This window comes from Halocatena salina (assembly GCF_023115355.1).
In the GTDB taxonomy this organism is placed as follows: domain Archaea; phylum Halobacteriota; class Halobacteria; order Halobacteriales; family Haloarculaceae; genus Halocatena; species Halocatena salina.
Genome location: NZ_CP096022.1, coordinates 181,129 through 204,188 on the forward strand (window position 1 = coordinate 181,129; position 23,060 = coordinate 204,188).

Genomic DNA, 23,060 nt, shown 5'->3' on the forward strand with positions numbered 1-23,060 from the left:
GACAGTAGCACTTAATACTTGCTCCACACATGCAAATTACATATTGGGGATACTCCGGGGGAACGGATGGTATTGAACAGTATCGCGGGTACGTTCTTCGCCGCTCGGTAAAGGCGTTACACTCAAACGACAGAACAGTGTTCGGCCGAATATGCGTATAAGGGCACCCAGCAGCCGATTAGATGGGTCGCTCGGTGCTCACACACCGGCAGTAGTCCGCCGATAGTCCTTGTGACGGACCCCAACTTCCGACCCCACGACCGTTGGCCCGAATTCCGCCACGAGGTATATTCGAATGGACGCGCTAAACCGCTTTCACTTCGTGGAACGAATTGGCAAATCACCTCGCCGTTACAGACAACCACAAGTCAAATAGCACTATTCCACAGCGGGTGTTCCGCACGAAAAGTATTGGTCGTATTTCAAATCGGTCTATGGTTTGTTTCTGGCCGTCTCGACCAAGTATGATTACAGACGTACGTCTGTAACCCGAGAGCGATCGCTGTTCTGAGTCGGGCAAGGTATGACGACCACAAGTAGACCGATAAGTCCCAGTTGCCGAAACTACAGTGGGCACCGATCGAACGTCTACGACGATCGCATCGCGTATCGCATCTTCGGGACAGTTCATCCGTCATTACCGAATGGATCAGTGCAATATGAGTGGACGGTAGCCTCCTGATGATCTGGTTGCGATCGTTCAGCTCTGAGAAGCCCATACGAGGCCACTGGTGGGACTTTTTGTCCGCCCCTATACAGCTCGGGATCCGTAACTCGATAGATCTACATCATAACTTAATTAATGTAATAATGTAATCATACAAATAAACTGAGTTTACTATCCGATTATACCGGACAGCTACGAGCCGGTCGTGGTGACAGTGACACCGTTCGTAATACCTCAAACACGACGTTGACTTCCCTTTTCGAAGGGAACACTGTGTAGGGGCAATGCGCTCGTTCAATCTCGTCACGAATATCCGTACACAGTTTAGAGAACTCACCGGTATGTTCGTCGACGACCTCCCTCGTCTTGCTACGGGTCGTCGGCAGCTCCCGTTACCAGTTCAGAACCGCAGCTATCGCCTCATCAGCGTCGCCGGTGGGCGAGAATTCACAGCCGACGTAACCATCGTATCCCGTCTCCTCGATCGCCTCGAAGATGTTCTTGTAGTCGAGTTCACCAGTTCCCGGTTCGTGCCGACCCGGAACGTCGGCTACGTGAAAGTGACCGATACTGTCGACGTTCTCAGTGATGTTTTGGATGATGTTACCCTCAGAGATCTGTTGGTGATAAATATCATAGAGCAATCTGATGTTCGGTGAGCCGACGGTGTCGATGATCTCGTATCCTTCCTCGGACGTTTCGAGGTAGTGCTCCGGATGGTCGACCGCCGTATTCAGTGGTTCCAGAACCAGCGTCACCCCCGCCGCTTCAGCGTCAGGCGTGACCCGAGAGAGGATGTCGACGATAGAATCGCGCTGTGTCGTCCGATCCAGTCCGTCCTGATCCGGACCGGTCGTCACGATGAGTGAGGGAACCCCGAGGGTGACTGCCGTTTCGATCGACTCCCGAATGGTCTCGACGGCGTCGCCGGCTGCGCTGGGATCGGTGAGTGTTCCGCCTGCGACGCAGCTGACGATCGGAATATTCGCAGCGGCAGCGGCGTTCTCGATTTTATCGAGGTCCTTTCCACGCCAGTCCCAGAATTCGACGGCGTCGGCACCCGCCTCGGCGGCCCGCGTAATTCTCTCGTGGAACGGCTCGTCGTCGTACACCATCTCTATGCAGATGGAAATGTTCGGCATTTACTCTCCCTCCGCCGATACGGGAGCCAGTGCGCCAGATTCAACCATCGCTTCGAGTGGGTTGTCGTCGATGTTCAGCGGGAGATCGACTCGACCGCGGCGGCGAGCGGACTCCCACGTAGCGAAGATCAGCTCGGTCGCGTTCAGCGCATTCTCCGCGCCAAGTTCCGGTTTCTCACCAGCCTTGAGGCAGCGAACGTTTTCGGCGATGGCGCGGTCGATGAACTCCCAACTGTGCAGGCCGTCATCGGTCTCGACTGCCTTCCACTCCTCGTCGCCGGCACGGCGGATTCGCAGCGTCGGTAACTCCTCGTCCTCGGCGGAGGGACCGAGTTCGATCGTGCCACGGGTACCGGTCAGGCGATGGTGACAGCCGACGGCGTTTGCTGGGCCCCTGCCATCAGTGCTGTCGCTCGTTCCGAGACCATTGACACCGTTCTCGTACTCCCAGAGAACGACGGCCTGATTCTTGTTGTGCGAACCGAAGAGAATGTTCTCCTCGCTGTACTCGATCTGACCGAGTGCCCAGTCGCCGGGCACCTCGTCGTTAAAGTAGTTACAGAGATCAAAGGAGTGAGATCCGTAATCGAAGATGCCGGCTGGAGAGGCGAATTCGATTCGCTCGAGGTCGCCGATCGCACCACTGTCGAGCAATTCCTTTGCCGTTCTGACCGCGTCACTGAACCGCCGCTGGTGGTTGAACGTTAACTGGACATCATGACGACTTGCTTCCTGGACCATCAGGCGCGCCCCGCCGTAACTGTCGGCCATCGGTTTCTCGCAGTGAATCGCCTCGACGACGCCCGACCGAATGCAGTCGATCGCGATCCAAGCATGGACCGCAGGAGGTACACACAGTGAGACGATGTCAGGGTTGACCGCCTCGAACAGTTCGTCATACGCCTCGAAGACGTTTTCCCCATGAATGTCGAACGCCTCGGCGAACGTTTCAGCGTTCTCGCGAACGATGTCCGCACACGCGATGAGGTCGCACTCCGGATGGCTTTCGTAGGCAGTAGCGTGATGATAGGCCATCGCGTAGCCGTCTCCATCGGGAGCATCCGGTTCTGTGCCGGTACCGATAACAGCGACTCGGTAAGACATACGCTTCGATAGTAGAGAGCACGTATAATAATTGTCACTGTCAAGACGTACCGGATTAGAAGGACGATACGCTCAGGTACGAACTGAGATCGGGAGCGTCTGTAATCCCCAAAGGGTCGGCGTCGTGATCGGGGTGCGTTCATCGGTCGTGACATCCACATCCGAAATTCGGTCGAAGAACACGCGAAGAACGGTTCTGGCCTCGAGTCGGGCTAATGGCGCACCCAAACAGACGTGAATACCCCTTCCAAACGTCATATGGGGATTCGGTTTCCGTTCCGGATCGAAGGTTTCGGGATCGTCGAACTGCCGTGGATCCCTGTTCGCTGATCCAACCCATGCAACGATTCGATCACCTTCCTGAATGGTGTTGCCGTGGAGTGCAACGTCTTCGGTCGCGGTTCGTACGACGGTGTGGACCGACGGCTGATACCGCAACACTTCCTCAATCGCGGTATCGAGGTCGATAGCACCCACTCGAACGTCCGAAATGAAGTCGTGTTCGGTAAACATCCAGATGGCATTTGTCAGAAGAGTAACTGTCGTATGACTCCCGGCAAGCAACAACAGTGCACAGAAATTGTATATCTCTTCCGCAGTCATCTCTTTTCCGTCCGGTGTCGCATGAATCACCTCCGAGAGGATGTCATCCGTCGGGGTCTCCTTGCGTTCCTGAACCAATCCAGTAATGTACTCTTTTAGCTCGCGTTGGGTGTTATCGCCATCCTGTCTTACCCCCGTAAGGATCTCCCGTTTCTCTCGCGGAATACCGAGGATCTCACCGATGACGATCGCTGGAATCGGAGCTGCAAACTCCGAAGCAAAATCGAATTCGGTTCCGTCTGCGAGGATCTGATCGAGTTGTGTATGCGCTAACTCTTCGAAATTCTCCTCAAACTGACGCAGATATCCCGGTTGAAAGTATTCGTCGACGATCCCGCGAAGACGTTCATGTTCTGGGGGATCCCTGTTGATCATCGTTTCCCCGAGATCGAGCGCACTGTCCTCGCTTTCATTTCCCAGGGATATATCGTGTTCAGAGGAGAACGTGTCGAAATCGGTAAGTACGGTTTGTATATCATCGTACTGGAACATATCCCAGCACTCACGTGTTTCGTCGTATCGAACAGGAGCCGTGTCACGCATCTTCTGATACCACGGATACGGATCCAACTGTCCTTCGGGAGAAGCGATCGGATCTGGCATGTGGTCTACAGTGAAACTCTCCGAACCATCCATAACTGAACGTTCAGTCAGCATCAGTGAAAAGTGTTTCGACCGTATTGATACATGTACGTTACGCTTCCCTACAGCAGCACGTCGTTTGCTGGACGCCAAAATACACTCTGGGGACATCTCGGCAGCGCCCGAGCGTTTCGTCAGCTGTCGGAGTGTGATACATGACAGAGTAACGTCTCCGGACAACTGAGTATCGAGAAGAACGAACGGTACACAAACCGTTGCCGTATCCGTGATAACGGTTGCAAACACGTTCGAAGCTCAAGTATCCAACTCATCCTCGTGATGTGTGGGACCCCAAGCTTTATCCTACTGACCGTTCATTAAGGGTATAGAATGGGTAGTGCTATCACCTCTTTTTGTCCCTAGTGTGCAACCGCATTCGAAACGCCACACATCGTCAGACCGAACACGACCGACAACGACGAAACTACCAACTGATGTCCATCGATTCAGCCACCCAAAACTGGAGTACCGCCGAACGAAAGATCATGGAAGCGACCTACCGCGCGATGCTCGAATACGGATATTCGGGCCTTTCGATTTCGAGGATTGCCGACCAGTTCGATAAGTCGAAAGCATCGATATACTACCATTACGATTCGAAGGACGACCTTCTGCTCGCGTTTCTCGACTTCGTCGTCGACCGGTTCAAAACCGATTTCGCAGAGGGAGTCGACGAGGATCCCAACAGCGCTCTCACTACCGTCATCGAAAAGCTGGTCCCACTTCGGATGAACGACGAGGAGTTTCAGGGACAGAGGGTACTCATCGAGTTGCGATCACAGGCGACCAGAAACGATGCTTTCCGCGAGAAATTCACCGAAATCAATGAGCTGTTAGTGAGAACCATCTGTGAAATCATCGAGCGTGGTATCGAAAATGGGACGTTCCGCGATGTTGAGGCTGCTCGTGTTGCCGAACACATCGTTGCCACGGTCAACGGCTCGACGATCGACCGCGTTACGACCGACCGCGAGACTGCCCCTGCTGCGGTTCGCATCTCACTCGTCTCGTATATCGATTCCGAGCTGAGGTCACATCGGTGAGTAGGTCGATCGCTCTCACCAGCGTGGATGGTGAAGTACGTCGTATCGGTGGGCATGTAACAGGCCAGCAGTAGAGATCCGACTTCTCCAAACCGAGCTGTCGAACGTACCTGTTCGATCTCCGTCGTGAACCTCGAATGAATGGTTTCGACCACAACCAAGGCCTTCGAGCAGTCTGTTCGGGATCAGGTGTACGTGCCAGTGAAGTGCGGACTGAGGAGCATCCAACGGTTCCAGACGTACCAAGCAGGTATTGAAGCGTCGGTCCCACGATACAAACATCGAATTCTTTGTACACTAATTCGTGGACAGTTCCGTTTTCCATCACTATTCTAACACTCAATGAGCATCCGAACGTGTTTCCAGTGGATCCCCCGTCGTGCGCTCGTAGTGGAGCCACTGTTTCTCCTCATCATCCGTTCCGTGATAGACGACGGTGTCGAACGTGCCGTCGTCCCAGAGGCGGATCTTGCCGTTCGAGGTGCCGGCAACTCTTCGGTCACAAGATCAGACATTCAGTCGATGAGCGGTTCTATCAGTAAAATCCCTTCCGATCGTATGGTGGTACTGTCTCGTTCTCCCACAGCCACGCGAGGAGGCTGGTCATGGTCGTACCGGTGGTTAGCAATCGGCAGCTGTACCCAAGACCGCGAGAAAACGTGACGGAAGTTATTCCGGCAGGCACTACCTCTTGGGCAGTCGCCTCGTCCGGATCAGTTCACCGCACAGGAGTGTATTGATACGGTCAACGAGGGCGAAAGATACCGTTCTCTTTAGTTAACCAACAATCAGGATCTGAGAATGGGAATCGACTGACGGGTGAACGGGCCATGAGAAACTCTCGACAGTAACACTATCAACTGTCACTAGGAATCATACTGTTCGTATCGATATCAATCGGAAGTAATAGAGCCATGTAGTTGTTCTTCGACGAACTGCCTCTGCTGTGCAGCAACAGCCATACGATCTAGTTCGCCTGCACACCACATGTAGCGGGCTGATTACTAATGATATATAAAATTCATATAATTTATTAATAATTATTCATCCCTTAGTTTCGTATAATCACTTGTGTTTCCACGTACAGCACTCTCCACCAGTCGCGATACTAGTCAGCATAGCTGTGGGCCGATCAGTTTCAAGGTGCGTGGTCTGGCTATGACACCTAATCCGTCGAACTAAAACACCCATTGTCTAGTGAATAGAACGAAGAAAAAGATGTGGGTAGGAAAAGAATTTTATCGACGGGTAGATACGGTTCTATAACGCCCGATGAAGCGGCTAGCCGAGGGCATCAGTGAACACGGGCTATCCCCGTACTCGCGTCCCGAACGTGTCGTGAATGGACGCACCTAACTAGTGAGCGTATCCATTCCAGGTCACGAGACAACCTGTTGTTTCGCCATATTTTTTAGTGTTCGATGGGGAACGTCGTTTCTATATGATTCAGATGAGCTTGACAGACGTACCCTTGTAACACCGAAGATAGTGACACCTCTCGTCGGATAGTATATTCTATATCCGCCAGACGTATTAACCCTTTCCACAATCTGAGAAGTGAATATGAACAAAGCGATACAGTACGAAGATTTGCATCTGTTCTTAAAATTCTCTACCTTATGAATAGAAATGGCGATATCAGACGTTGATCGGCCGGTTTCTGATATCAGAATAACTCACATAAGTAGACAGTTATTTTATGGAAAATATATTATTTATTCGTTTTAATCGTCGTTCGCAGTCGATTTGATCGTTTTGAGTTGATCGACGAGATCGTCGGTCGATGCCTGGGATTCGAATGTGAGTTCACCCTCGTGATCGTTCTCGTGAACGTTGACGCCCTCGGTGTCGTCGTCAGTGTTCAGTTCTTGGTTTTGCTGCTCGGATTCATCGTAGCTTCCAAATCCCATGTCTAACGCTGTGAGTGAGACGAACTAAAAGCACCCGATTCGTAGTAAGCCGAATCAGACCATCCATGTTCAATATTGTTTGTGTTAGAGGGTGTTTGTTCTGATTCCGTCGAACGCAGCTGCTCGCGTCACTTTCCCTGACGAGATAATCATAGCGAACCGTGGCTAACTACGGTATGATCAGCGACAGAGTCTGTAGTTACCGGTATTCGGAGAACACCGAAGCAGAGCCACGATAAACATCGTGTCTTCTGCCTCAACCACTGATGTTCGATCTCAACATGCTCAGGATGATCCCCTACGTTTCGATCACTCAGGCGGAAAATGGAGTCGAGATCGAACTCAACCGTTTCCATCAAGCTCTGTCAGAGCCTGTCGACAGTGGCTGTTTGCTGGCCAGTATTCACAGTCGAACTGTCCGTCTACCGGTCCCAGTATCCAGAGCACACCATCGACTCGCTCGATCAGTGTCGTTATCGTGGTCTCATCGTGGGCCGTGTAATCGACGCCGAGGAAACACCGACCAGTGCCGGTTGGGAGTTCAGTAATTCGATCAAGGATCGTACACACACGTGCTGTCGAGGTCGCCATAAGCAACGGGGTGAGTGACCGGATGAGGAGGTGACGACCCTCTAACGAGGGAAGATGCTCCGTTAGTTCCGAAAGAGCCATGACAACCCGTTCGATATCGGTCGGCGACGGGACGAAGACGACCGGTGTATCCCGGTACGGAGCACTCACATACTGGTGTTCGGAAGCCGTATCGACGAACGCAAGCGATGGCCGATCAGAGTCGGGATGGACTGTCGTATACGTATCGAGGGTAGTAGCAGCACTCCTCGTCGTGGTAACAACGAGTCCTCTATCCTCAGCGTGGCCATACTGGGCAAGAGCCTGGAGCCCGATCGTACACACTGCTGGCTCATCAGACCCAACGATCAAGACCGTCGATTTCGGTGGAAGTTCCTTCGGAAACGCTTCGATCTGCACTGTCTCGGGATCCAGAGATGATTCTGAGTGTCCGGTCATTCGTGCTTATTTTCCTTGTTGTCGGCGTGTGGTATCCGACCGATCTGAGCTCCGTGAGAGTGCCGTTTCTGTACAGTACCGAGCTCCACACGTGGGATACTCGGCGAGAGTCACTCGACCGGTCCATTCGGCCGTCACTGCCAACGTTCGTGTATGAATGGAGCGTTCGATAAGGTCCGTTCCACAGTCGGAGTAGGGGATTGTCGTTTCATACGTCATTGGTATCGTGTATGGAGTCCCATCAGGAATACCTAGTCGGTATCGCCGACAGCCACCGTTCGATGTAGTGACTGTTATCGCGAATCAGTTCTGCTGTCGTGGCGATCCGGGAACGAAAAACGGACGGGACAGTATCCAAATACATTACAGAATTATTGTGTGGATGGTAAATATCTTTCGCTCACAGTAGTTGACAGGCCGGTGCGACCAGCGTATCCAGAAAAGCACTCATCGATCTCACCGAAAGCCGAAGTGTTAACTGCTTGGCGTCGCTTCGGCGGCCTGTGAACGCAAACTCCTCCGACGCGGATCGTCAATGGAGAAATCGACGAACGTGGGCGTCTTCTGAGTGAGAATCGTGAGAACGGGTGAACGACTCGTGATGTCCATCTATAAAAACCATATTAAATATTACTATATTTTTATATAATGTGTTGGTATGAAAGCTGAATCTTTACCCCTATCCGCCGGGTATCATGGTATGTCATGCCCGTTGGTCATCTCGGACCAGAGGCCGTTGTAACGATCAATCCGGATGCACAGATAAGTGATGTCGTCAATAAACTCGACTCAGAGAACGTGGGAGCGATCGTCGTCACGGAAAACGACGAACCAGTTGGCATCGTTACGGACCGGGACATAGCGTTGGCCGTCAATGAAGACGACAATATCGGAACCGAAGCAGTGCGATCGGTCATGACGGAAGACCCAGTGACACTTCACGAAGGCGAAGAAGCGATGGAGGTCTCTCGGGCGATCGATGAGTATAACGTTAGACGGATTCTCATCGTCGACGATAATGGAAAATTATCAGGAATCGTGACGCTGGACGATCTCATTGCGACGGTCGGCGAACAGCTTGATAACGTTGCAGAGACGATCGAAGTCCAGTCCCCCGAGTATAGTCCTTAATTTCGAGAGTAAGAATACATCGGGTGAGTCGCTCTTCTGCTGATGACGTTCGACTTTAGCTCGCTGGTAGTTCTGATTGCTCTAACGAAACTACGACAGTCCTCGGGCTCGCCCGGATACTCCCGCATCGCCTCAGGGTGGAACGTCACACCGAGGTTGGGTTCGTCGGAGACTTCGAGAACTTCGACGGTTTCCAGTCCTGCCCAGGATGGACCGGCCGTACTAACGCCGGCATTGGGATATGACAAACGTCTCGCTATTAGTGGATATTTCGTCATCAGGATCGTCGGAATGGTGCTCGGATCCCCGACACCATTCCCTATGCCGGATACGTCGCAACCGCGTTTGTCCCGCTTCTCTGCCGCCGTCCGTGAACCGGCGAGTATGGTACTGTACACCGACGAGGACAGTAGCGATGAGTTAAGTAGTGTTGCTGCCAGTGCCGCCACCCGTGATTTGATCTGGCGGTCGGGGTGTCGCCTCGCACCTATCGTCGGTGGTTGGCTCATGAGTTCCCTTGGAATATGGGGGTTCTACCGCAGTGGACTGGCCGCCATCAGTGGCGGCCTCACGTTTTTGTGCGCTGTCGTTCACGCCTACGGCCGAGGTGTGCTTACTGGATAGTAGCCAAAATACTGTTGTCTGTACGAATACAGTGACCGAGAGCTGATCAGTGGAAACTGAGGCCGTGGTTGCATCTCAGGTAGACTTGATCAGTTTAGATCTCCCGAAGTAAGTGATGTGAGTGATATCTAAGCCGATTAATACACTAAATTATATAATAAAATAGTGAAATATAATATATATTATAATATATTTTTGAGTGTGTTTTTCTTTCTAGACAGATTTTAGTAATATGCTAGTAGACATCGTTGAGCGCAGCAGCATCTTCAGGCAGAACGCAATCACAAGATAGGAAGCGTACTCTTGGAACGTCTGTTTCTCTGGTCTTGCTTCCCCTAGTACCGTCGCCTTCCGGTCGTACCATAGCCCTGGAGGAAGCCATCGTATTTCCATACCATCTAATGTGAAACAAAATCATTTAGTGGGAAACTCCCAGATTACCATACAGAATAAAAATATGATTGATATTGGGATAATACTGTTATAAGATATTATCTTGATCCGGTTACAACCTCTAATTGCTCTGAGGGAGAAGAATTCCATCAGCGTTAATTTCCAAACATATCCATGGGAAACCTCGGTAGCACTGTATAAACTGTACATACGTGATCTTTCTTGGCTAATACACTACTCCCCCCAGATCTCCTGTCGTCGGTGTCCGGATCGTGAGAACCCACGATTGGGCTTACAGAAGTACAACTGTAATCCCACCGGAAGCCAGCATCAGTTTCCAGTGAGCGCAGCCTGAATAGACTTTGTCGTACTCAACACCTGTCCAGTAATGTCTTCCTCAAGATATCGTCCATTGAGCTGGTCAGTCGGACCAGAGACACTGAGCGCAGCGGTTCGAGAGCCGTCTGTCGATGGGATCGGGGCTGCAACACTGACAATCCGTTCATAATATTCTTCTCTGCAGAACCCAATACCCTCGTCACGCACCCGGCGGAGTTCCGCTGAGAGTTTCGTGAGGCCGGTGATGGTTGTATCTGTAAACGTTTCACGGTCGGCATTTTCCAATATTGTCTCGAGTTCATCGTTCGATAAGGACGCCATAAGGCACTTCCCTGAAGCAGTGGCGTGGAGTGGGAGTCGATCACCAGCTTGGAACGGCGGCATCCAGTCTGTGTTACCTTCGGTGACGTACACCGGTACAGCGTAATTCTCCTCTCTGATGAACAGTGCTGTAGTCTCATCGGTCGCCGCCGCTAGGTTATCGATCGCTTTTTTCCCGTTCTGGTAGATGGATAGCGACCGTCGCACTTGTTTTCCACGCGATAAAAGTCGTAGCGACGCTTCGTACTGTCTTCCACGCTTAACCACGTACCCGTGCGCACGGAGCGTCGAAAGGTGATTGTGAACAACGCTTTTGGCAACGCCGGCGTGCTTGGATAGGGCTGTGACACCCATCGGATCGGACGCCTCGGTGAGCGCCTCCAGTATCGCGAGCGACGTTCCCGTTGCCTCGACCACGTACTGTGGCATATCACTCATTCTGAACTCGACTATGATATTAGTAGGCATAAATTTTGTTCATCACAGCAGAACAGATTCCTCGTGCCAACCGCTTCGTAACGTTTGGATCAATAAAATGAGCTTTCATACAAGAATAAATGCCATATATCTCCCGTTCGTAATAATATTGTTCTTCTCTGAAGAACGTATTGGGATCCATCAAGACTGTATTCGGGCAAGAAAAGCACTGGTACACATCGTGATAGCGTTAGGAATCCGTTGTCAATGTCCTAGTCCTCGAATGCCACTTCGAAGAAGACGACGATACTGACCGATCTATGCATACCGGGCATTCCGATCCCGAATGCGTTCGCCAGTACGGACGGGCACATTCTCACCGTCGAACGCCAGCGATAAATACACAGTCGGAGGGGGGTACCCGATAAGTGACCTAACTCACTCCGAATCGGGGACGACGACGTGTTTCAATCCATCAGCGTTCTCCATGCGCTCGAACGCCGTCGGTAAGTCCTCAAGACCGATCCGGTCGGTTACAAGCGACTCTGCCCCAATCCGTCTATGTTCCAGCAGCGTGACGGCTCGTTCAAAGTCCTCGGTCGTCAGCGAGTACGAACCACGATACCCAACTTCACCGAAGAAGATGTCATGAGGACGAACATCTATCGTCGCCTCTTGATCTGGGACGCCGAAGATGAGCGTCGAGCCGCCTTTTCCGGTTACCGCGTTGGCCTGTTCGATAGTCGGAGCGAGCCCGATCGCCTCAACGCCAACGTCGACCGGTCCGCCCGCAGCCACTTGGATGGCTGCGCTCGGATCGTCGCTGGCTTGGGGATTGACGACGGCGTCTGCACCGAAGTCTGCTGCGAGGTTCCGACGTTCCTCGTCGAGTTCCGAGACGACGACCGGAGCGGCACCGACGTTGCGGAACACTCGGAGTAGGAGCAGTCCGATCGGGCCAGCACCGATGATGGCGACACTGTCCCCCGGCTTATAATCGACTTGCTCAACACCGTGAAGACAGCAAGCCAGTGGTTCGGCTATCGCAGCCCGCTCAAACGACATCTCACCGATCGTTTCGACATTCGTCTGAGGAACCCGGACGTACTCAGCGAACGCACCGTGGATGATGTTGTCGGCGGCCCCGCCGATGCTCGTGTTGTGCTCACAGAGATGCGTCTCGCCGCGTTTGCAGTACGTACAAGCGTTACAGGGGATGGTGGGGTTGATCGCGACCCGATCTCCCGATTCGTAACTCGTAACGTCCGTACCGACCTCGGCAACGGTTCCGGCACTCTCATGACCCAACACTAGCGGCGTCTCCGCGGCGAACGAACCATGATACATGTGGTAGTCGGTCATACAGACGCCGCAAGCGCCAACTTGGACTAGCAACTCGTCATCGTTTGGGGTCGGTCGGTCACGTTCTTGTACTTCGACTGATCCGACATCCGTCAGTGTCGTTGCGCGCATCGTTAGCGGCCCTCTATACGAGAGTTGGCTCTGGACGTGATCCGACTCGGGTACTGTGTGCAGTGTCTCGTTCTCATAGTTTGTGGACTTCGTCACGGTCGACACCGTTGGTCGGTCATCCATGGCCGGTGTCGACACGAGGACGTATGTGGAGGACGACCGTCGCCCCTGTGTTACTTCCTCTGAGTTACTGTTCTCGAACTCTCTATTAAAGGTTTGCCACCCTCATCGTCGATTCATGAGCGAACTACCTCGAAGAGACGATAAAACGTGCTTTTTCGAGCGCTTCAATTCCCACATCATATACTATAAATGACCAATGACTAGATTTATTATTGATGGTTTGTTTGATAGGGGACGAGGTCAACAAATATGACCATCCAACGGAACAGGCGTGACTTTATCAAAACAACGAGCGTTGGACTGCTCGGCGGGCTTGCTGGCTGTACGCGAGGGGGCAGCTCGGACGACAGTGGGGGGGCCGAATCGGGCAACCCGTCCCTCTCGCTCAACGAATACGAGAACGCCGATATCGACTGGCAGCAGTTCGAAGGTTCGAGTATCAACATCGGAGCAGTCCAGCATCCCTGGGTGAGCGCTATCGAGCCTGTGGTTCCCGTCTTCGAGGAGCTGACCGGCGTCGAAGTCAACTGGAACGTCCTGCCTGAACAGGAGTACCGGACCAAACGACTCACCGACGTCGGAACCGGTGCCGGTGAGTGGGACGTGTTCTTCGTCGATCAGGTCGTCAACCAGTTTCGCGAGGCCGGGTGGATCCAGCCGCTCGATCCGTACTTCGCCGACGACAGCATGTACGACGAGGACTGGTACGCGATGGACGACCTCTTCGAGGCCACGCGATGGCAGGCCCACGGAGGCGGCTATAGCGACACGTGGACCGGTAGTCCAATCACCGTCGAGGTTCAGACGCAGTTCTATCGGACGGATCTCTACGAGGAACACGGACTGGAGGTCGCCGAAACGTTCGAGGAATTCCGCTCCAACGCCCGGACACTTCACGAGAAAGCCCCCGACGTGATCGGTACCACCGGCCGCGGTCAGCAGGGCTATGGGATGAACATCTACGTCCTCAACACGTTCATTCGCGAGCACGGCGCCCAGTTGTGGGATGACTACCCCGATAACTCGGGACTGGACTCCGAGGGTGCTCTCTCCGCAGCCGAGTGGTACGTCAACCTCCTGCAGGATTACGGTCCGGGAGGAGTGGCCAGCCAGACGTGGTCGGACGTGCTTTCGACGATGCAGTCGGGTCGTGCTGGTCACATCGTCTCCGACGCGAACCTGTTTTGGCCCAACTTGGTCGATCAGGAGACATCAGATGTGGCCGAGGACATCGGCGTTGCGAAGGTCCCGGCACCGGTTGATGGCGAGTTCGCACCTAACGCTTACGCGTGGCAGATCTCTATCTCGGAGAACGCCAGCAACCCCGAAGGAGCGTTCCTGTTCATGCTGTGGGCATCCTCGGAACCGACCAACACCTGGATCCACCTCAACAGCAGTGCTGCGTTCTCGGTGCGCCAGTCAGTCTGGGAAAACGAGGAGTTTCGGTCCCGGGTCGGCGAGAACTTTGCGCAGGTTACGCTCGAATCTCTCCAGGCGGCTGCGCCGGATCCGTTCGACAGCTACTATCCCCAGTGGGGACAGACGTACTCCGAGGAGCTCCAGACGGCCATCGGCGGCAATCAGGATGTAAAAGAGGCGATGACCAGCGCCGCGACAGTGGCCGAGGGGATCACTAGTGAGTAACGCGCATCGCGGTCAGAACACAACATCATGAGCACACCGACACAGACGACGCCCCCGAACGGATCGGGACTGTCCAGATTTCGGGAGCTGTGGAATGACTACCTCCCGTACTGGTTCATGACGCCGATGGTGATAGTGATGTTGCTGATCACCATCTTCCCGGGGGCGTATGACCTGTATCTCAGTTTGGTCAAATACAATCTCGCCAATCCAGCGACGATCGGGCAGTTCAACGGACTAACCAACTTCGAGACGGCTTTCACCAGCGGCGGTGCGGTCAACTCGTTCACCCTCACGATACTATTCGTCGCTGGCGCGCTGGCCCTGGAAACCAGTATCGGGTTCGTGCTTGCGGCACTCGTAACCGGTGTCAGATCCAGTTGGATGAGGACATTCTACCGGATTGCCTTCATCCTTCCTATGGCGGTCGCACCCGTGTCGCTCGCGACGATAACTCGGATCATGCTGAACACCGAGATCGGCGTCATTCCCTACTTGATCGGGGATTTCACGCCGTTTACGGCGCCAAGTTTTCTCAGTGACGTTCCGCTATTGACGATTATCCTCGTCGATACGTGGAACTGGACGCCGTTCATGTTCATTATCTTCTACGCCGGCATGTCATCGGTGCCCGAGACGCTACTGGAAGCGTCTCGTGTCGACGGTGCACCGTTGTGGCGACGCTACCTTCACGTCATCATTCCATACATGAAGCCGGTGTTGTTCGTTGCCATCCTCATCCGATTGATCGACCTGTTCCGTACGTTCGGTCTGGTTTTCACCCTCACGCACGGCGGTCCCGGTACGGCAACGGAACTGGTAAGCATCAATATCTTCCAGACAGGGTTCACGTTCGTTGACTTGGGTGGGGCAGCCGCAGTCGCCGTCGTGTACCTCGTCGGTATCGTTGCACTGTGTAACGTCCTCATCATCAAGATCGGGTTCGAGGGGGTGTGGGACTGATGGCCAGCGTCGATGCGCCACGGAAGCCCGAACGCAGGCTCTCGAAAACCGGCCGCGAGCGTCTTGTCTCGGTCGGACGTCACGCCGTGTTGCTGATTTGGTCATTCGTGGTCCTCTTTCCCCTGTACTGGATCGTCTCAATGTCACTCAAACCGCCGAGCGAGGCGATCACGCTGCCGCCCGACTGGATCTTTCTGCCGACGGTGTACAACTACATCCAGCTGTTCCAGCAGTCGAGTTTCATCATGGCGTTTGCCAACAGCGTCTTCATGGTGAGCGCCTCGGTGATACTCGTCTTGATCATCGGCGTGCCCGCTGCGTACGTCCTCTCGCGATGGAAGGTGCCGAAACAGCGGGATGTACTCGTGTGGATCCTCTCTTCACGGATGCTCCCCCCGGTCGCCGTCGTTTTCCCGTTTTTCGTCATTTTCCGGAGGCTCAACCTCTTCGACACCCGAATCGGGATGATCTTCATGTACGTCACGATAAACCTCTCGCTGGTCGTATGGGTGATGAAGGCCTTTTTCGACGGCATCCCTGAGACCCTAGAAGAAGCAGCACACGTCGACGGTGCGACGCAGTTTCAGGCGTTCTGGAAGATCATCCTGCCGGCAGCCAAGCCCGGAATCTTCTCAGTGGCCATCATCAGCTTCATTTTCGCCTGGATCGAGCTGCTGTTCTCGCTCGTACTGACGAACGACACTGCCGTGACGGTGACGATGCAGGTTTACCAGTTCATCGGCGTGCGCCAGATCGAATGGGGTATGCTCGCGGCGGCCACGACCGCGACCATTCTTCCCGTTCTGTTGTTAATCATTGCAGTCAACAAGTATCTCGCCGCCGGACTCAGCTTCGGCGTGGTGATCAAAGAATGAGAAATCGACACCCACGATCGATCGTATCGCTACCGAATCACGCCCGTGTAGCGGGGCCAATCAGCTGCACCACGAAGACCGTATAATGGCACGAATCGACATCGACGACGTGACCAAACGGTTCGGCGACGGTGAAGACGGTATCGTTGCTGTCGACGACATTTCGCTGTACATCGACGACGGCGAATTCGTCGTCTTCGTCGGTCCTTCAGGGAGCGGAAAGTCAACGCTCCTGCGGACAGTCGCTGGACTGGAAGATCAGACCGAAGGCGACGTCGTAATCGGCGATACGATCGTCAACGAACTCGGTCCGCGTGCGCGGAATATCGCGATGGTGTTCCAGAACTACGCGCTGTACCCCAATATGACTGTTGAGGAGAATATGGCCTTTGGCCTCAAGATGTCGACGGACATGTTAGAAACAGAGATAGAAAAGCGCGTCCACGAAACGGCAGAGACGATGGGCATCGAGAAGTTACTACACAGCACGCCCGGGGAGATGTCCGGCGGCCAGCAACAGCGAGTCGCCCTAGGCCGGGCGATCGTCCGTGATCCCAATGTCTTCCTCATGGACGAGCCACTCAGCAACCTCGACGCAAAACTCCGGACGGAGATGCGCACCGAAATCAATCGGCTCCAGAACGACCTTAGCGTAACGACGCTGTATGTCACACATGACCAGACCGAGGCGATGACGATGGGCGACCGGTTGGTCGTTCTCAACCACGGCGAACTTCAACAGGTCGGGACGCCATTGGAGTGTTTCTACCGGCCATCGAACCGGTTCGTCGCCGGTTTCCTCGGCTCACCGTCGATGAATTTCTTCGAAGGACACGTCGAGGGTGGAACGCTCCGTGTGGACGGTTTCGACTACGATCTCACTGAGGAGATGCAGATTTCGGTCGGTGACCGGAACGACCTCCTCCTCGGGGCTCGACCCGAGGATATCGTTCTCCACGACGACGCGTCGTCGGCCCACGAATTTGAGGCGATCGTCGACGTGGTCGAACCCATGGGGAGTATCTCTTATGTCTACCTACAAGCCAAGTCACAGGACCGCGATACGATGTTCATCGCTGAGACGGACGGACAGCGGCCCATAAACGAGGGAACGTCTCTCTACGTAGAGATACCGGACGATGACGTGCACTTGTTCGATGCTGCTACTGGCGAGACGATCCACCACCGATCGCTCGATTCGGAAACGGAGGAGACGATGGAACAGCGGTTCCAGACTGCCAGTACGACCACGGAGTGAGTACCTGACTCTGTAGATCAGTTCACAACTTATACGACGAATCCACATCAACACCGAAATCCACCAATGGCAGAAAACGACATTGAACACTACGAGACGAGACGAGCCATCGCAGAGTATGGTCGTAATCTCTTGGAAGACGATCTCACGACCGGTACGGGAGGCAACTTGAGTGTCCGTCTTGACGAAGATCACGTTGCAATCAGCCCGTCGGGAATCCCATACGCAGAGGTCGCTCCAGAGGATGTACTGGTCGTGCGAACGGACGGGACTGTCATCAACGGGGATCACGACCCGTCGACGGAGCTTCCGATGCATTTGGCTATCTACCAGAAGCGAGACGACGTCGGCAGCGTGGTCCACACTCACTCGCCGTACGCGACGACGTTCGCGTCGCTCGGCGAGGCGATACCGGCCTCACATTACCTCATTTCGTTCACTGGATCCGAAGTACCCGTGGCGGAGTACCGCACCCACGCGACTGAAGAGCTAGGTGAGGCGGCCGTCGACGCCCTTGGGGAGTCGTTCAACGCGACGCTGCTTCGCAACCATGGAGTCTTGACTGCCGACGACTCACTCAAGGATGCCTACACCGTCGCGCTGATGGTAGAGTACTGTGCCCGCATCCACTACCAAGCGCGTGCGATCGGCGAGCCGGAGATCCTTCCAGACGAAGAGGTCGACCGGCTGAGCAGCAAACTCGACAGCTATGGGCAGTAAGTCCCGTGACTGATCAATGAACCATGTCGCCATCGATCTTGGAGCCAGCAGCGGAACCGTGTTTCTCGGGAAGATCACCGCCTCGTCGTTCACTGTCAAGGAGGTCTACCGATTCGATAACCGCCCTGTCGAGCGCGACGGACGGTACGTCTGGGACCTCGACGAAATCGTCGACCACATTGGGGTCGGTATCGAAGCCGCCACAGACCATACTGACGGCATCGATACAGTAGGGATCGACACGTGGGGATTGGATTTTGGACTCCTGGCTGATGGGGAGCCCTTGCGCGATCCGATCTCGTATCGAGATCCCCAGTCGACGGCAACCCGTAAGGAACTGCTTGAGACCGTCGGGAAGCGACGACTGTTCGAGGCCAGCGGCATCACCCACTGGAACACACCCAACACGTTGTGGCAGCTCCATACCATCGCCCAGCGAACACCCGATCTCCTGGAACGCGCTGATAGGCTGCTCATGATGCCACAGCTACTCTCCGTGCTGTTAGGCGGTCGGCCGGTCGGCGAAGTGACGATCGCCTCGACGACACAGATGGTCGATCCGGACGATCGTGATTGGGCGACGGATCTACTGGCAGAGCTCTCACTGCCAACCGACCTGCTCTCGTCGCTGGCTGAACCCGGCGAGTCGTTGGGAGCAGTCGACGAGCGATTCGCGCCGGATCCAGAGGCACCACCAGAGCTTCTCACACCGGCGAGCCACGACACCGCAGCGGCCGTCGCCGGACTCCCGCTGTCCGACGACGCGGCGTTTCTTAATACGGGCTCGTGGTTCATCATCGGTCTCGAACGCAACGAGCCGGTTCGGACGGACGTCGCGTTCGAGCATTCGTTATCGAACGAACTCGGGCCGAACGGTACCGTTCGGCTGCTGAAGAACGTCAACGGGTTCTTTCTGCTGGAGGAGTGCCGAACGGCGTGGCGCGAGGCCGACGAACCGACGGCGTACGACCAGCTTCTGTCGGCAGCCCAGCAAGCACCACCGCGGAAGGCGCTCATCGATCCGGACGCCACGGCCTTCTCGATCGAAGGATCGATGCCGGATCAGATCAGAGCGTACTGTCGACGGACGGATCAACGGGTCCCGACCGTTCAAGGAGGCGTCGTCCGCTGTCTACTGGATAGTCTCGTGACCAAAACAGCACTGGTACTGGATCGACTGGCCACAGCCGTCGGCGAGACGCCGAACCGAGTCGTCCTCGGGGGTGGTGGCGCCCGCAACGATCTGTTCTGCCAGCTCCTAGCCGACGCCATCGACCGACCAGTGATGACCGGTCCAGTGGAGGCGAGCGCCATCGGCAACCTCCTGACCCAGGCCGTCGCGGTCGACACCTTCCCCAATCTCGAAGCCGGTCGTCGATCACTCGAAGCGTCGTTTCAGATGACGACCTACGAACCCACCGGTACTGGCGATTGGGACTGTATGAAAGAACGGATGCGAGAGCTCTCAGTGAACTGACCGGCTACCGGGACGTGTATCCGCCGTCCATCACGACCGTTGAGCCAGTCATATAGGAGGACGCCTCCGAGGCGAGATAGACGACTAGTTCCCGCAGTTCGTCCGGTCTACCAAGCCGGCCGATCGGCGTGTTCTGGAGCCAACTCTTTTCCATTTCGGGATTCTCCTCAAGCACTTCATCGACGAGTTCCGTCCGCATGTAGCCCGGCGCGATAGCATTGACCCGGACGCCGCGGTCGGCCCACTCGACGGCTAGCGAACTCGTGAGCATCGAGACGCCGGCTTTCGTCGTGTTGTAACTAGCCTGTTTCTGTGGGACGTTGACGTCGAAACCGGACATCGACGAGACGTTGATGATACGTCCCCCTCTTCGTTCTAACATCTGTTTACCCACATGTTTAGCACAGAGAAAGACACCGTCGAGATTAACTGCAAGGACTCGCTGCCAAGAGTCGAGTGACGTCTCCTCGGCCGGCGAGTTCTCGACGATACCAGCGTTATTAACGAGCACGTCGACCGGTCCCAATCGGTCGGTCACGTGTTCGACCATCGCCTCGACCGATGGTTCGTCAGTCACGTCGACTTCGACGGCGATCGCTTCGGCTTCGCCATCGAGGGCGTCCGCCGTTTCCGACGCTTTCGACGCGTTCATATCGGCGATGGCTACGTCGGCCCCCATCTCGGCGAGGCCTGTCGCCATTTCCTTTCCAAGACCTTGTGCCCCACCGGTTACGATGGCTGTCTCTCCTTCGAGGGAAAAACGCTCCAGTACGCTCATAGTACGGTTCCATGGGCGAGTCCTTCGAAGTTAAATGTATGTGACTTCATCTCCCTCCTCTCGGATCCTGTCTATTCAAGTGTGTGCTGTCCATTGTCACGGGCATGCAAATCACAAACTACGAACTGTTCGCTGTGCCTCCGCGGTGGTTGCTACTCAAGCTAGAGACCGATGAGGGAATCGGTGGGTGGGGAGAGCCGATCGTTCAGGGACGACTCGAAACGGTTCGAACGGCAGTCTCCGAACTGATTGAGGGGTATCTTCTGGGAACGGACCCACTTCGAACGGAGTACCACTGGCGAAAGCTCTACCAGAGCGGCTACTTCCGGGGGGGACCGATACTGATGAGCGCACTGGCGGGAATCGATCACGCTCTCTGGGATATCAAAGGACGATGGTACGACGCACCGGTCTACGAACTGCTGGGCGGTCACGTCCGCGACCGAATGCTCGTCTATCAGTGGCTTGCAAGCGGGGTACCGGACGCTATCGCCGAATCCGCTCGAAAGGACTATGAGCGAGGGTACCGCGCCTTCAAACTCAACTGCGTTCAAGAGTTCCGGCCAATAGAGACGGCCGCTGCTGTCGATCGTGCTGTCGAACGGGTAGCTGCAGTTCGGGACGCTATCGGCAACGAGGCGTTTCTCGGCATCGACTTTCATGGCCGCGTTTCGAAACCGATGGCCAGTGAGCTCGTGCGACGGTTCGAACCGTATGATCTGATGTTCATCGACCAGCCCCTTCTCCCCGAACACGCTGATGGGTTCGACACCATCAACGACTGGACGACTACCCCCATCGCCACTGGTGAGCGGTTCTCCTCCCGATACGAGTACAAGCAGCTGTTCGTCGACGACGCTGTCTCCGTTATCCAGCCCGATGTTACTCACGTCGGCGGCATCAGCGAACTTCGAAAGATCGCTTCAATGGCCGAATCATTCGACGTGGCCGTTATCCCACACTGTCCCCTCGGACCGATCGCCTTTGCCGCTAGCGTACAGGTCGGATTCTGTTCGCAGAACGTCGTCATGCAAGAGCAAGACCTCGGCCTACATAACCCTGATTCGAGCCAGCAGTTGGCACTGCTTGAGGATCCCGAGACGTTCACGTTCGACGACGGCTACGTCGAACGGCCGACCGGCCCCGGGCTCGGTATCCAGATCGATGAGAGCCACGTCCGCGAACTGGCCCAAACAGAGGTCAATTGGCACAACCCAGTCTGGCACCACGAGGACGGCAGCGTTGCCGAGTGGTGATTTACCGCTCCGACGCTGTCAGATCGGTGTTCGGCAGCGACGACCCGCATATTTTAGTAGCCGATCACCGTGGCTGTACGTATGCGAACCGCCGTGCTAGTCGAACCCACTGAATTCCAACTGCAGGACCGTGAACGTCCCGAGCCCGGGCCAGACGATGTACTCGTAGCAATTCGTGACGTTGGAATCTGTGGCTCGGATATCCATTACTATGAACACGGTCGTATCGGGGATTACGTCGTTGACGAACCCCTCGTCCTCGGTCACGAGAGTGCCGGCGAGGTCGTCGAAACCGGCGAGAACGTTACTGGGATCACACCCGGTAACCGAGTCACACTGGAACCGGGCGTTCCATGTCGACGCTGTCCACACTGCAAGCGGGGTGACTATCACCTCTGTGAAGACGTGGTGTTCATGGCGACGCCGCCACATGACGGTTCCTTCGTCGAATACGTTACTTGGCCCGCCGACTTCGCCTACGAACTTCCCGAGACCGTCTCCAGTATCGAAGGTGCACTGTGTGAACCGCTTTCAGTCGGCATTCACGCCTGTCGGCGTGGTGACGTCGGAGCCGGCGATACCGTCCTGGTCACCGGCGGAGGTCCGATCGGGCTGATGATCGTTGAGGCCGCTCGTGCAGCGGGGGCGACGAACGTGATCGTCACCGATGTCGTTCCAGGGAAACTCGGGTTCGCTCGTGAACGTGGCGTTGATCTGGCGGTGAACGTTACTGAAACCGATCTAGAAGCAGCTATCAACGAGTATACGGACGGCTTGGGAGCCGACGTAGTGATCGAGGCCTCTGGGGCCCCACCGTCTATTCGGTCGACCCTAGACGTGGTTCGGCGTGGTGGAACGGTGGTTCTCGTCGGACTTGCCAGCGAAGCGACCGTACCTATCGACGTGCTAGAGCTCATCGACAACGAGATTGACGTGCACGGCTCATTCCGCTACAAGAACACCTACGACGTTGCGATCGATCTCCTGACCGACGGTGCCGTCGATGTCGAAGGAATTGTCGACTTTCAGTTACCTCTCGATGCGATCGACGATGCCTTCCAACGGGCAATCGATCCCGACGTCGTCAAAGGGATGATCACTATCGGTAAGTGACCCAGTGATCGATGC

The 23,060-nt window shown here is 55.0% G+C and carries 21 protein-coding genes; 12 read left to right on the plus strand and 9 right to left on the minus strand.

Annotated elements, in window-relative coordinates:
• Positions 1-1,059: 1,059 nt before the first annotated feature.
• The 3 genes from MW046_RS17890 to MW046_RS17900 all read right to left on the minus strand — a co-directional run bounded on the left by MW046_RS17890 (position 1,060) and on the right by MW046_RS17900 (position 4,152).
• Positions 1,060-1,809, minus strand: coding sequence for a hydroxypyruvate isomerase family protein (locus MW046_RS17890; protein ID WP_247995875.1), 750 nt, complete (start codon positions 1,807-1,809; stop codon positions 1,060-1,062).
• Positions 1,810-2,913: a Gfo/Idh/MocA family protein gene (locus MW046_RS17895; RefSeq protein ID WP_247995587.1), complete on the minus strand. Its 1,104-nt coding sequence runs from the start codon at positions 2,911-2,913 to the stop codon at positions 1,810-1,812.
• A gap of 72 nt (positions 2,914-2,985) precedes the next feature.
• Positions 2,986-4,152 (minus strand): cytochrome P450, encoded by a 1,167-nt coding sequence (locus MW046_RS17900; protein WP_247995588.1) that lies wholly within the window; start codon positions 4,150-4,152, stop codon positions 2,986-2,988.
• Positions 4,153-4,592: 440 nt separating this feature from the next.
• Between MW046_RS17900 and MW046_RS17905 the strand changes: the two genes are divergently transcribed.
• The gene (locus MW046_RS17905; RefSeq protein ID WP_247995589.1) at positions 4,593-5,201 is read left to right on the plus strand and encodes a TetR/AcrR family transcriptional regulator; all 609 of its coding nucleotides are present in this window, start codon (positions 4,593-4,595) and stop codon (positions 5,199-5,201) included.
• A 342-nt stretch (positions 5,202-5,543) separates the two neighbouring features.
• A complete protein-coding gene (locus tag MW046_RS17910) occupies positions 5,544-5,864 on the plus strand; it encodes a hypothetical protein (RefSeq protein WP_247995590.1) in 321 nt (106 codons plus the stop codon).
• A gap of 1,061 nt (positions 5,865-6,925) precedes the next feature.
• On the opposite strand, the gene MW046_RS17915 is transcribed toward MW046_RS17910, so the two are convergent.
• The 3 genes from MW046_RS17915 to MW046_RS19520 form a co-directional block, all read right to left on the minus strand.
• A complete protein-coding gene (locus MW046_RS17915) occupies positions 6,926-7,111 on the minus strand; it encodes a DUF5786 family protein (protein WP_247995591.1) in 186 nt (61 codons plus the stop codon).
• Positions 7,112-7,453: 342 nt separating this feature from the next.
• A complete protein-coding gene (locus MW046_RS17920; protein ID WP_247995592.1) occupies positions 7,454-8,140 on the minus strand; it encodes a DUF7504 family protein in 687 nt (228 codons plus the stop codon).
• 474 nt (positions 8,141-8,614) lie between these two features.
• Positions 8,615-8,749, minus strand: a complete 135-nt coding sequence (locus MW046_RS19520; RefSeq protein WP_282190251.1) for a hypothetical protein — start codon at positions 8,747-8,749, stop codon at positions 8,615-8,617.
• A gap of 96 nt (positions 8,750-8,845) precedes the next feature.
• Between MW046_RS19520 and MW046_RS17925 the strand changes: the two genes are divergently transcribed.
• Both MW046_RS17925 and MW046_RS17930 read left to right on the plus strand, forming a co-directional pair.
• Positions 8,846-9,271, plus strand: coding sequence for a CBS domain-containing protein (locus MW046_RS17925; protein WP_247995593.1), 426 nt, complete (start codon positions 8,846-8,848; stop codon positions 9,269-9,271).
• Between the two features lie 384 nt (positions 9,272-9,655).
• Positions 9,656-9,895 (plus strand): hypothetical protein, encoded by a 240-nt coding sequence (locus tag MW046_RS17930; RefSeq protein ID WP_247995594.1) that lies wholly within the window; start codon positions 9,656-9,658, stop codon positions 9,893-9,895.
• A 723-nt stretch (positions 9,896-10,618) separates the two neighbouring features.
• On the opposite strand, the gene MW046_RS17935 is transcribed toward MW046_RS17930, so the two are convergent.
• Together MW046_RS17935 and MW046_RS17940 are read right to left on the minus strand one after the other, a co-directional pair.
• On the minus strand, positions 10,619-11,386 hold the full coding sequence (locus tag MW046_RS17935) for an IclR family transcriptional regulator (protein ID WP_247995595.1): 768 nt from the start codon (positions 11,384-11,386) through the stop codon (positions 10,619-10,621).
• A gap of 417 nt (positions 11,387-11,803) precedes the next feature.
• The gene (locus tag MW046_RS17940) at positions 11,804-12,838 is read right to left on the minus strand and encodes an alcohol dehydrogenase catalytic domain-containing protein (protein ID WP_247995882.1); all 1,035 of its coding nucleotides are present in this window, start codon (positions 12,836-12,838) and stop codon (positions 11,804-11,806) included.
• Between the two features lie 372 nt (positions 12,839-13,210).
• Between MW046_RS17940 and MW046_RS17945 the strand changes: the two genes are divergently transcribed.
• From MW046_RS17945 to MW046_RS17970, 6 genes are all read left to right on the plus strand, one after another.
• Positions 13,211-14,605 (plus strand): ABC transporter substrate-binding protein, encoded by a 1,395-nt coding sequence (locus tag MW046_RS17945; protein ID WP_247995596.1) that lies wholly within the window; start codon positions 13,211-13,213, stop codon positions 14,603-14,605.
• 27 nt (positions 14,606-14,632) lie between these two features.
• Positions 14,633-15,568, plus strand: coding sequence for a carbohydrate ABC transporter permease (locus MW046_RS17950; protein WP_247995597.1), 936 nt, complete (start codon positions 14,633-14,635; stop codon positions 15,566-15,568).
• Entirely contained in the window at positions 15,568-16,443 is an 876-nt protein-coding gene (locus MW046_RS17955; RefSeq protein ID WP_247995598.1) for a carbohydrate ABC transporter permease, read from the plus strand. The genes MW046_RS17950 and MW046_RS17955 overlap by 1 nt, the downstream gene beginning before the upstream one ends.
• Positions 16,444-16,528: 85 nt before the next feature.
• Positions 16,529-17,701 carry an ABC transporter ATP-binding protein gene (locus tag MW046_RS17960; protein ID WP_247995599.1) on the plus strand — a complete coding sequence of 391 codons (1,173 nt, stop codon included), beginning with the start codon at positions 16,529-16,531 and terminating at the stop codon, positions 17,699-17,701.
• Positions 17,702-17,767: 66 nt separating this feature from the next.
• Positions 17,768-18,421 (plus strand): class II aldolase/adducin family protein, encoded by a 654-nt coding sequence (locus MW046_RS17965; RefSeq protein ID WP_247995600.1) that lies wholly within the window; start codon positions 17,768-17,770, stop codon positions 18,419-18,421.
• A 16-nt stretch (positions 18,422-18,437) separates the two neighbouring features.
• Positions 18,438-19,898, plus strand: a complete 1,461-nt coding sequence (locus MW046_RS17970) for a rhamnulokinase (protein ID WP_247995601.1) — start codon at positions 18,438-18,440, stop codon at positions 19,896-19,898.
• Positions 19,899-19,902: 4 nt separating this feature from the next.
• Here the strand turns inward: MW046_RS17970 and MW046_RS17975 are convergent, their stop codons facing one another.
• Complete coding sequence (locus MW046_RS17975; RefSeq protein ID WP_247995602.1) at positions 19,903-20,676, minus strand: SDR family NAD(P)-dependent oxidoreductase; 774 nt, start codon at positions 20,674-20,676, stop codon at positions 19,903-19,905.
• A gap of 104 nt (positions 20,677-20,780) precedes the next feature.
• Between MW046_RS17975 and dgoD the strand changes: the two genes are divergently transcribed.
• On the plus strand, positions 20,781-21,932 hold the full coding sequence (gene dgoD / locus MW046_RS17980; protein WP_247995603.1) for a galactonate dehydratase: 1,152 nt from the start codon (positions 20,781-20,783) through the stop codon (positions 21,930-21,932).
• Between the two features lie 81 nt (positions 21,933-22,013).
• The gene (locus MW046_RS17985) at positions 22,014-23,045 is read left to right on the plus strand and encodes an NAD(P)-dependent alcohol dehydrogenase (protein ID WP_247995604.1); all 1,032 of its coding nucleotides are present in this window, start codon (positions 22,014-22,016) and stop codon (positions 23,043-23,045) included.
• Positions 23,046-23,060: the final 15 nt, after the last annotated feature.

Excerpts from the sequence above, each read along its gene's own strand:
- MW046_RS17890 (WP_247995875.1), bottom strand. The coding sequence starts at position 1,809 with ATGCCGAACATTTCCATCTGCATAGAGATGGTGTACGACGACGAGCCG.
- MW046_RS17895 (WP_247995587.1), bottom strand. The coding sequence starts at position 2,913 with ATGTCTTACCGAGTCGCTGTTATCGGTACCGGCACAGAACCGGATGCT.
- MW046_RS17900 (WP_247995588.1), bottom strand. The coding sequence starts at position 4,152 with ATGGATGGTTCGGAGAGTTTCACTGTAGACCACATGCCAGATCCGATC.
- MW046_RS17905 (WP_247995589.1), top strand. The coding sequence starts at position 4,593 with ATGTCCATCGATTCAGCCACCCAAAACTGGAGTACCGCCGAACGAAAG.
- MW046_RS17910 (WP_247995590.1), top strand. The coding sequence starts at position 5,544 with ATGAGCATCCGAACGTGTTTCCAGTGGATCCCCCGTCGTGCGCTCGTA.
- MW046_RS17915 (WP_247995591.1), bottom strand. The coding sequence starts at position 7,111 with ATGGGATTTGGAAGCTACGATGAATCCGAGCAGCAAAACCAAGAACTG.
- MW046_RS17920 (WP_247995592.1), bottom strand. The coding sequence starts at position 8,140 with ATGACCGGACACTCAGAATCATCTCTGGATCCCGAGACAGTGCAGATC.
- MW046_RS19520 (WP_282190251.1), bottom strand. The coding sequence starts at position 8,749 with ATGGACATCACGAGTCGTTCACCCGTTCTCACGATTCTCACTCAGAAG.
- MW046_RS17925 (WP_247995593.1), top strand. The coding sequence starts at position 8,846 with ATGCCCGTTGGTCATCTCGGACCAGAGGCCGTTGTAACGATCAATCCG.
- MW046_RS17930 (WP_247995594.1), top strand. The coding sequence starts at position 9,656 with ATGGTACTGTACACCGACGAGGACAGTAGCGATGAGTTAAGTAGTGTT.
- MW046_RS17935 (WP_247995595.1), bottom strand. The coding sequence starts at position 11,386 with ATGAGTGATATGCCACAGTACGTGGTCGAGGCAACGGGAACGTCGCTC.
- MW046_RS17940 (WP_247995882.1), bottom strand. The coding sequence starts at position 12,838 with ATGCGCGCAACGACACTGACGGATGTCGGATCAGTCGAAGTACAAGAA.
- MW046_RS17945 (WP_247995596.1), top strand. The coding sequence starts at position 13,211 with ATGACCATCCAACGGAACAGGCGTGACTTTATCAAAACAACGAGCGTT.
- MW046_RS17950 (WP_247995597.1), top strand. The coding sequence starts at position 14,633 with ATGAGCACACCGACACAGACGACGCCCCCGAACGGATCGGGACTGTCC.
- MW046_RS17955 (WP_247995598.1), top strand. The coding sequence starts at position 15,568 with ATGGCCAGCGTCGATGCGCCACGGAAGCCCGAACGCAGGCTCTCGAAA.
- MW046_RS17960 (WP_247995599.1), top strand. The coding sequence starts at position 16,529 with ATGGCACGAATCGACATCGACGACGTGACCAAACGGTTCGGCGACGGT.
- MW046_RS17965 (WP_247995600.1), top strand. The coding sequence starts at position 17,768 with ATGGCAGAAAACGACATTGAACACTACGAGACGAGACGAGCCATCGCA.
- MW046_RS17970 (WP_247995601.1), top strand. The coding sequence starts at position 18,438 with ATGAACCATGTCGCCATCGATCTTGGAGCCAGCAGCGGAACCGTGTTT.
- MW046_RS17975 (WP_247995602.1), bottom strand. The coding sequence starts at position 20,676 with ATGAGCGTACTGGAGCGTTTTTCCCTCGAAGGAGAGACAGCCATCGTA.
- dgoD (WP_247995603.1), top strand. The coding sequence starts at position 20,781 with ATGCAAATCACAAACTACGAACTGTTCGCTGTGCCTCCGCGGTGGTTG.
- MW046_RS17985 (WP_247995604.1), top strand. The coding sequence starts at position 22,014 with ATGCGAACCGCCGTGCTAGTCGAACCCACTGAATTCCAACTGCAGGAC.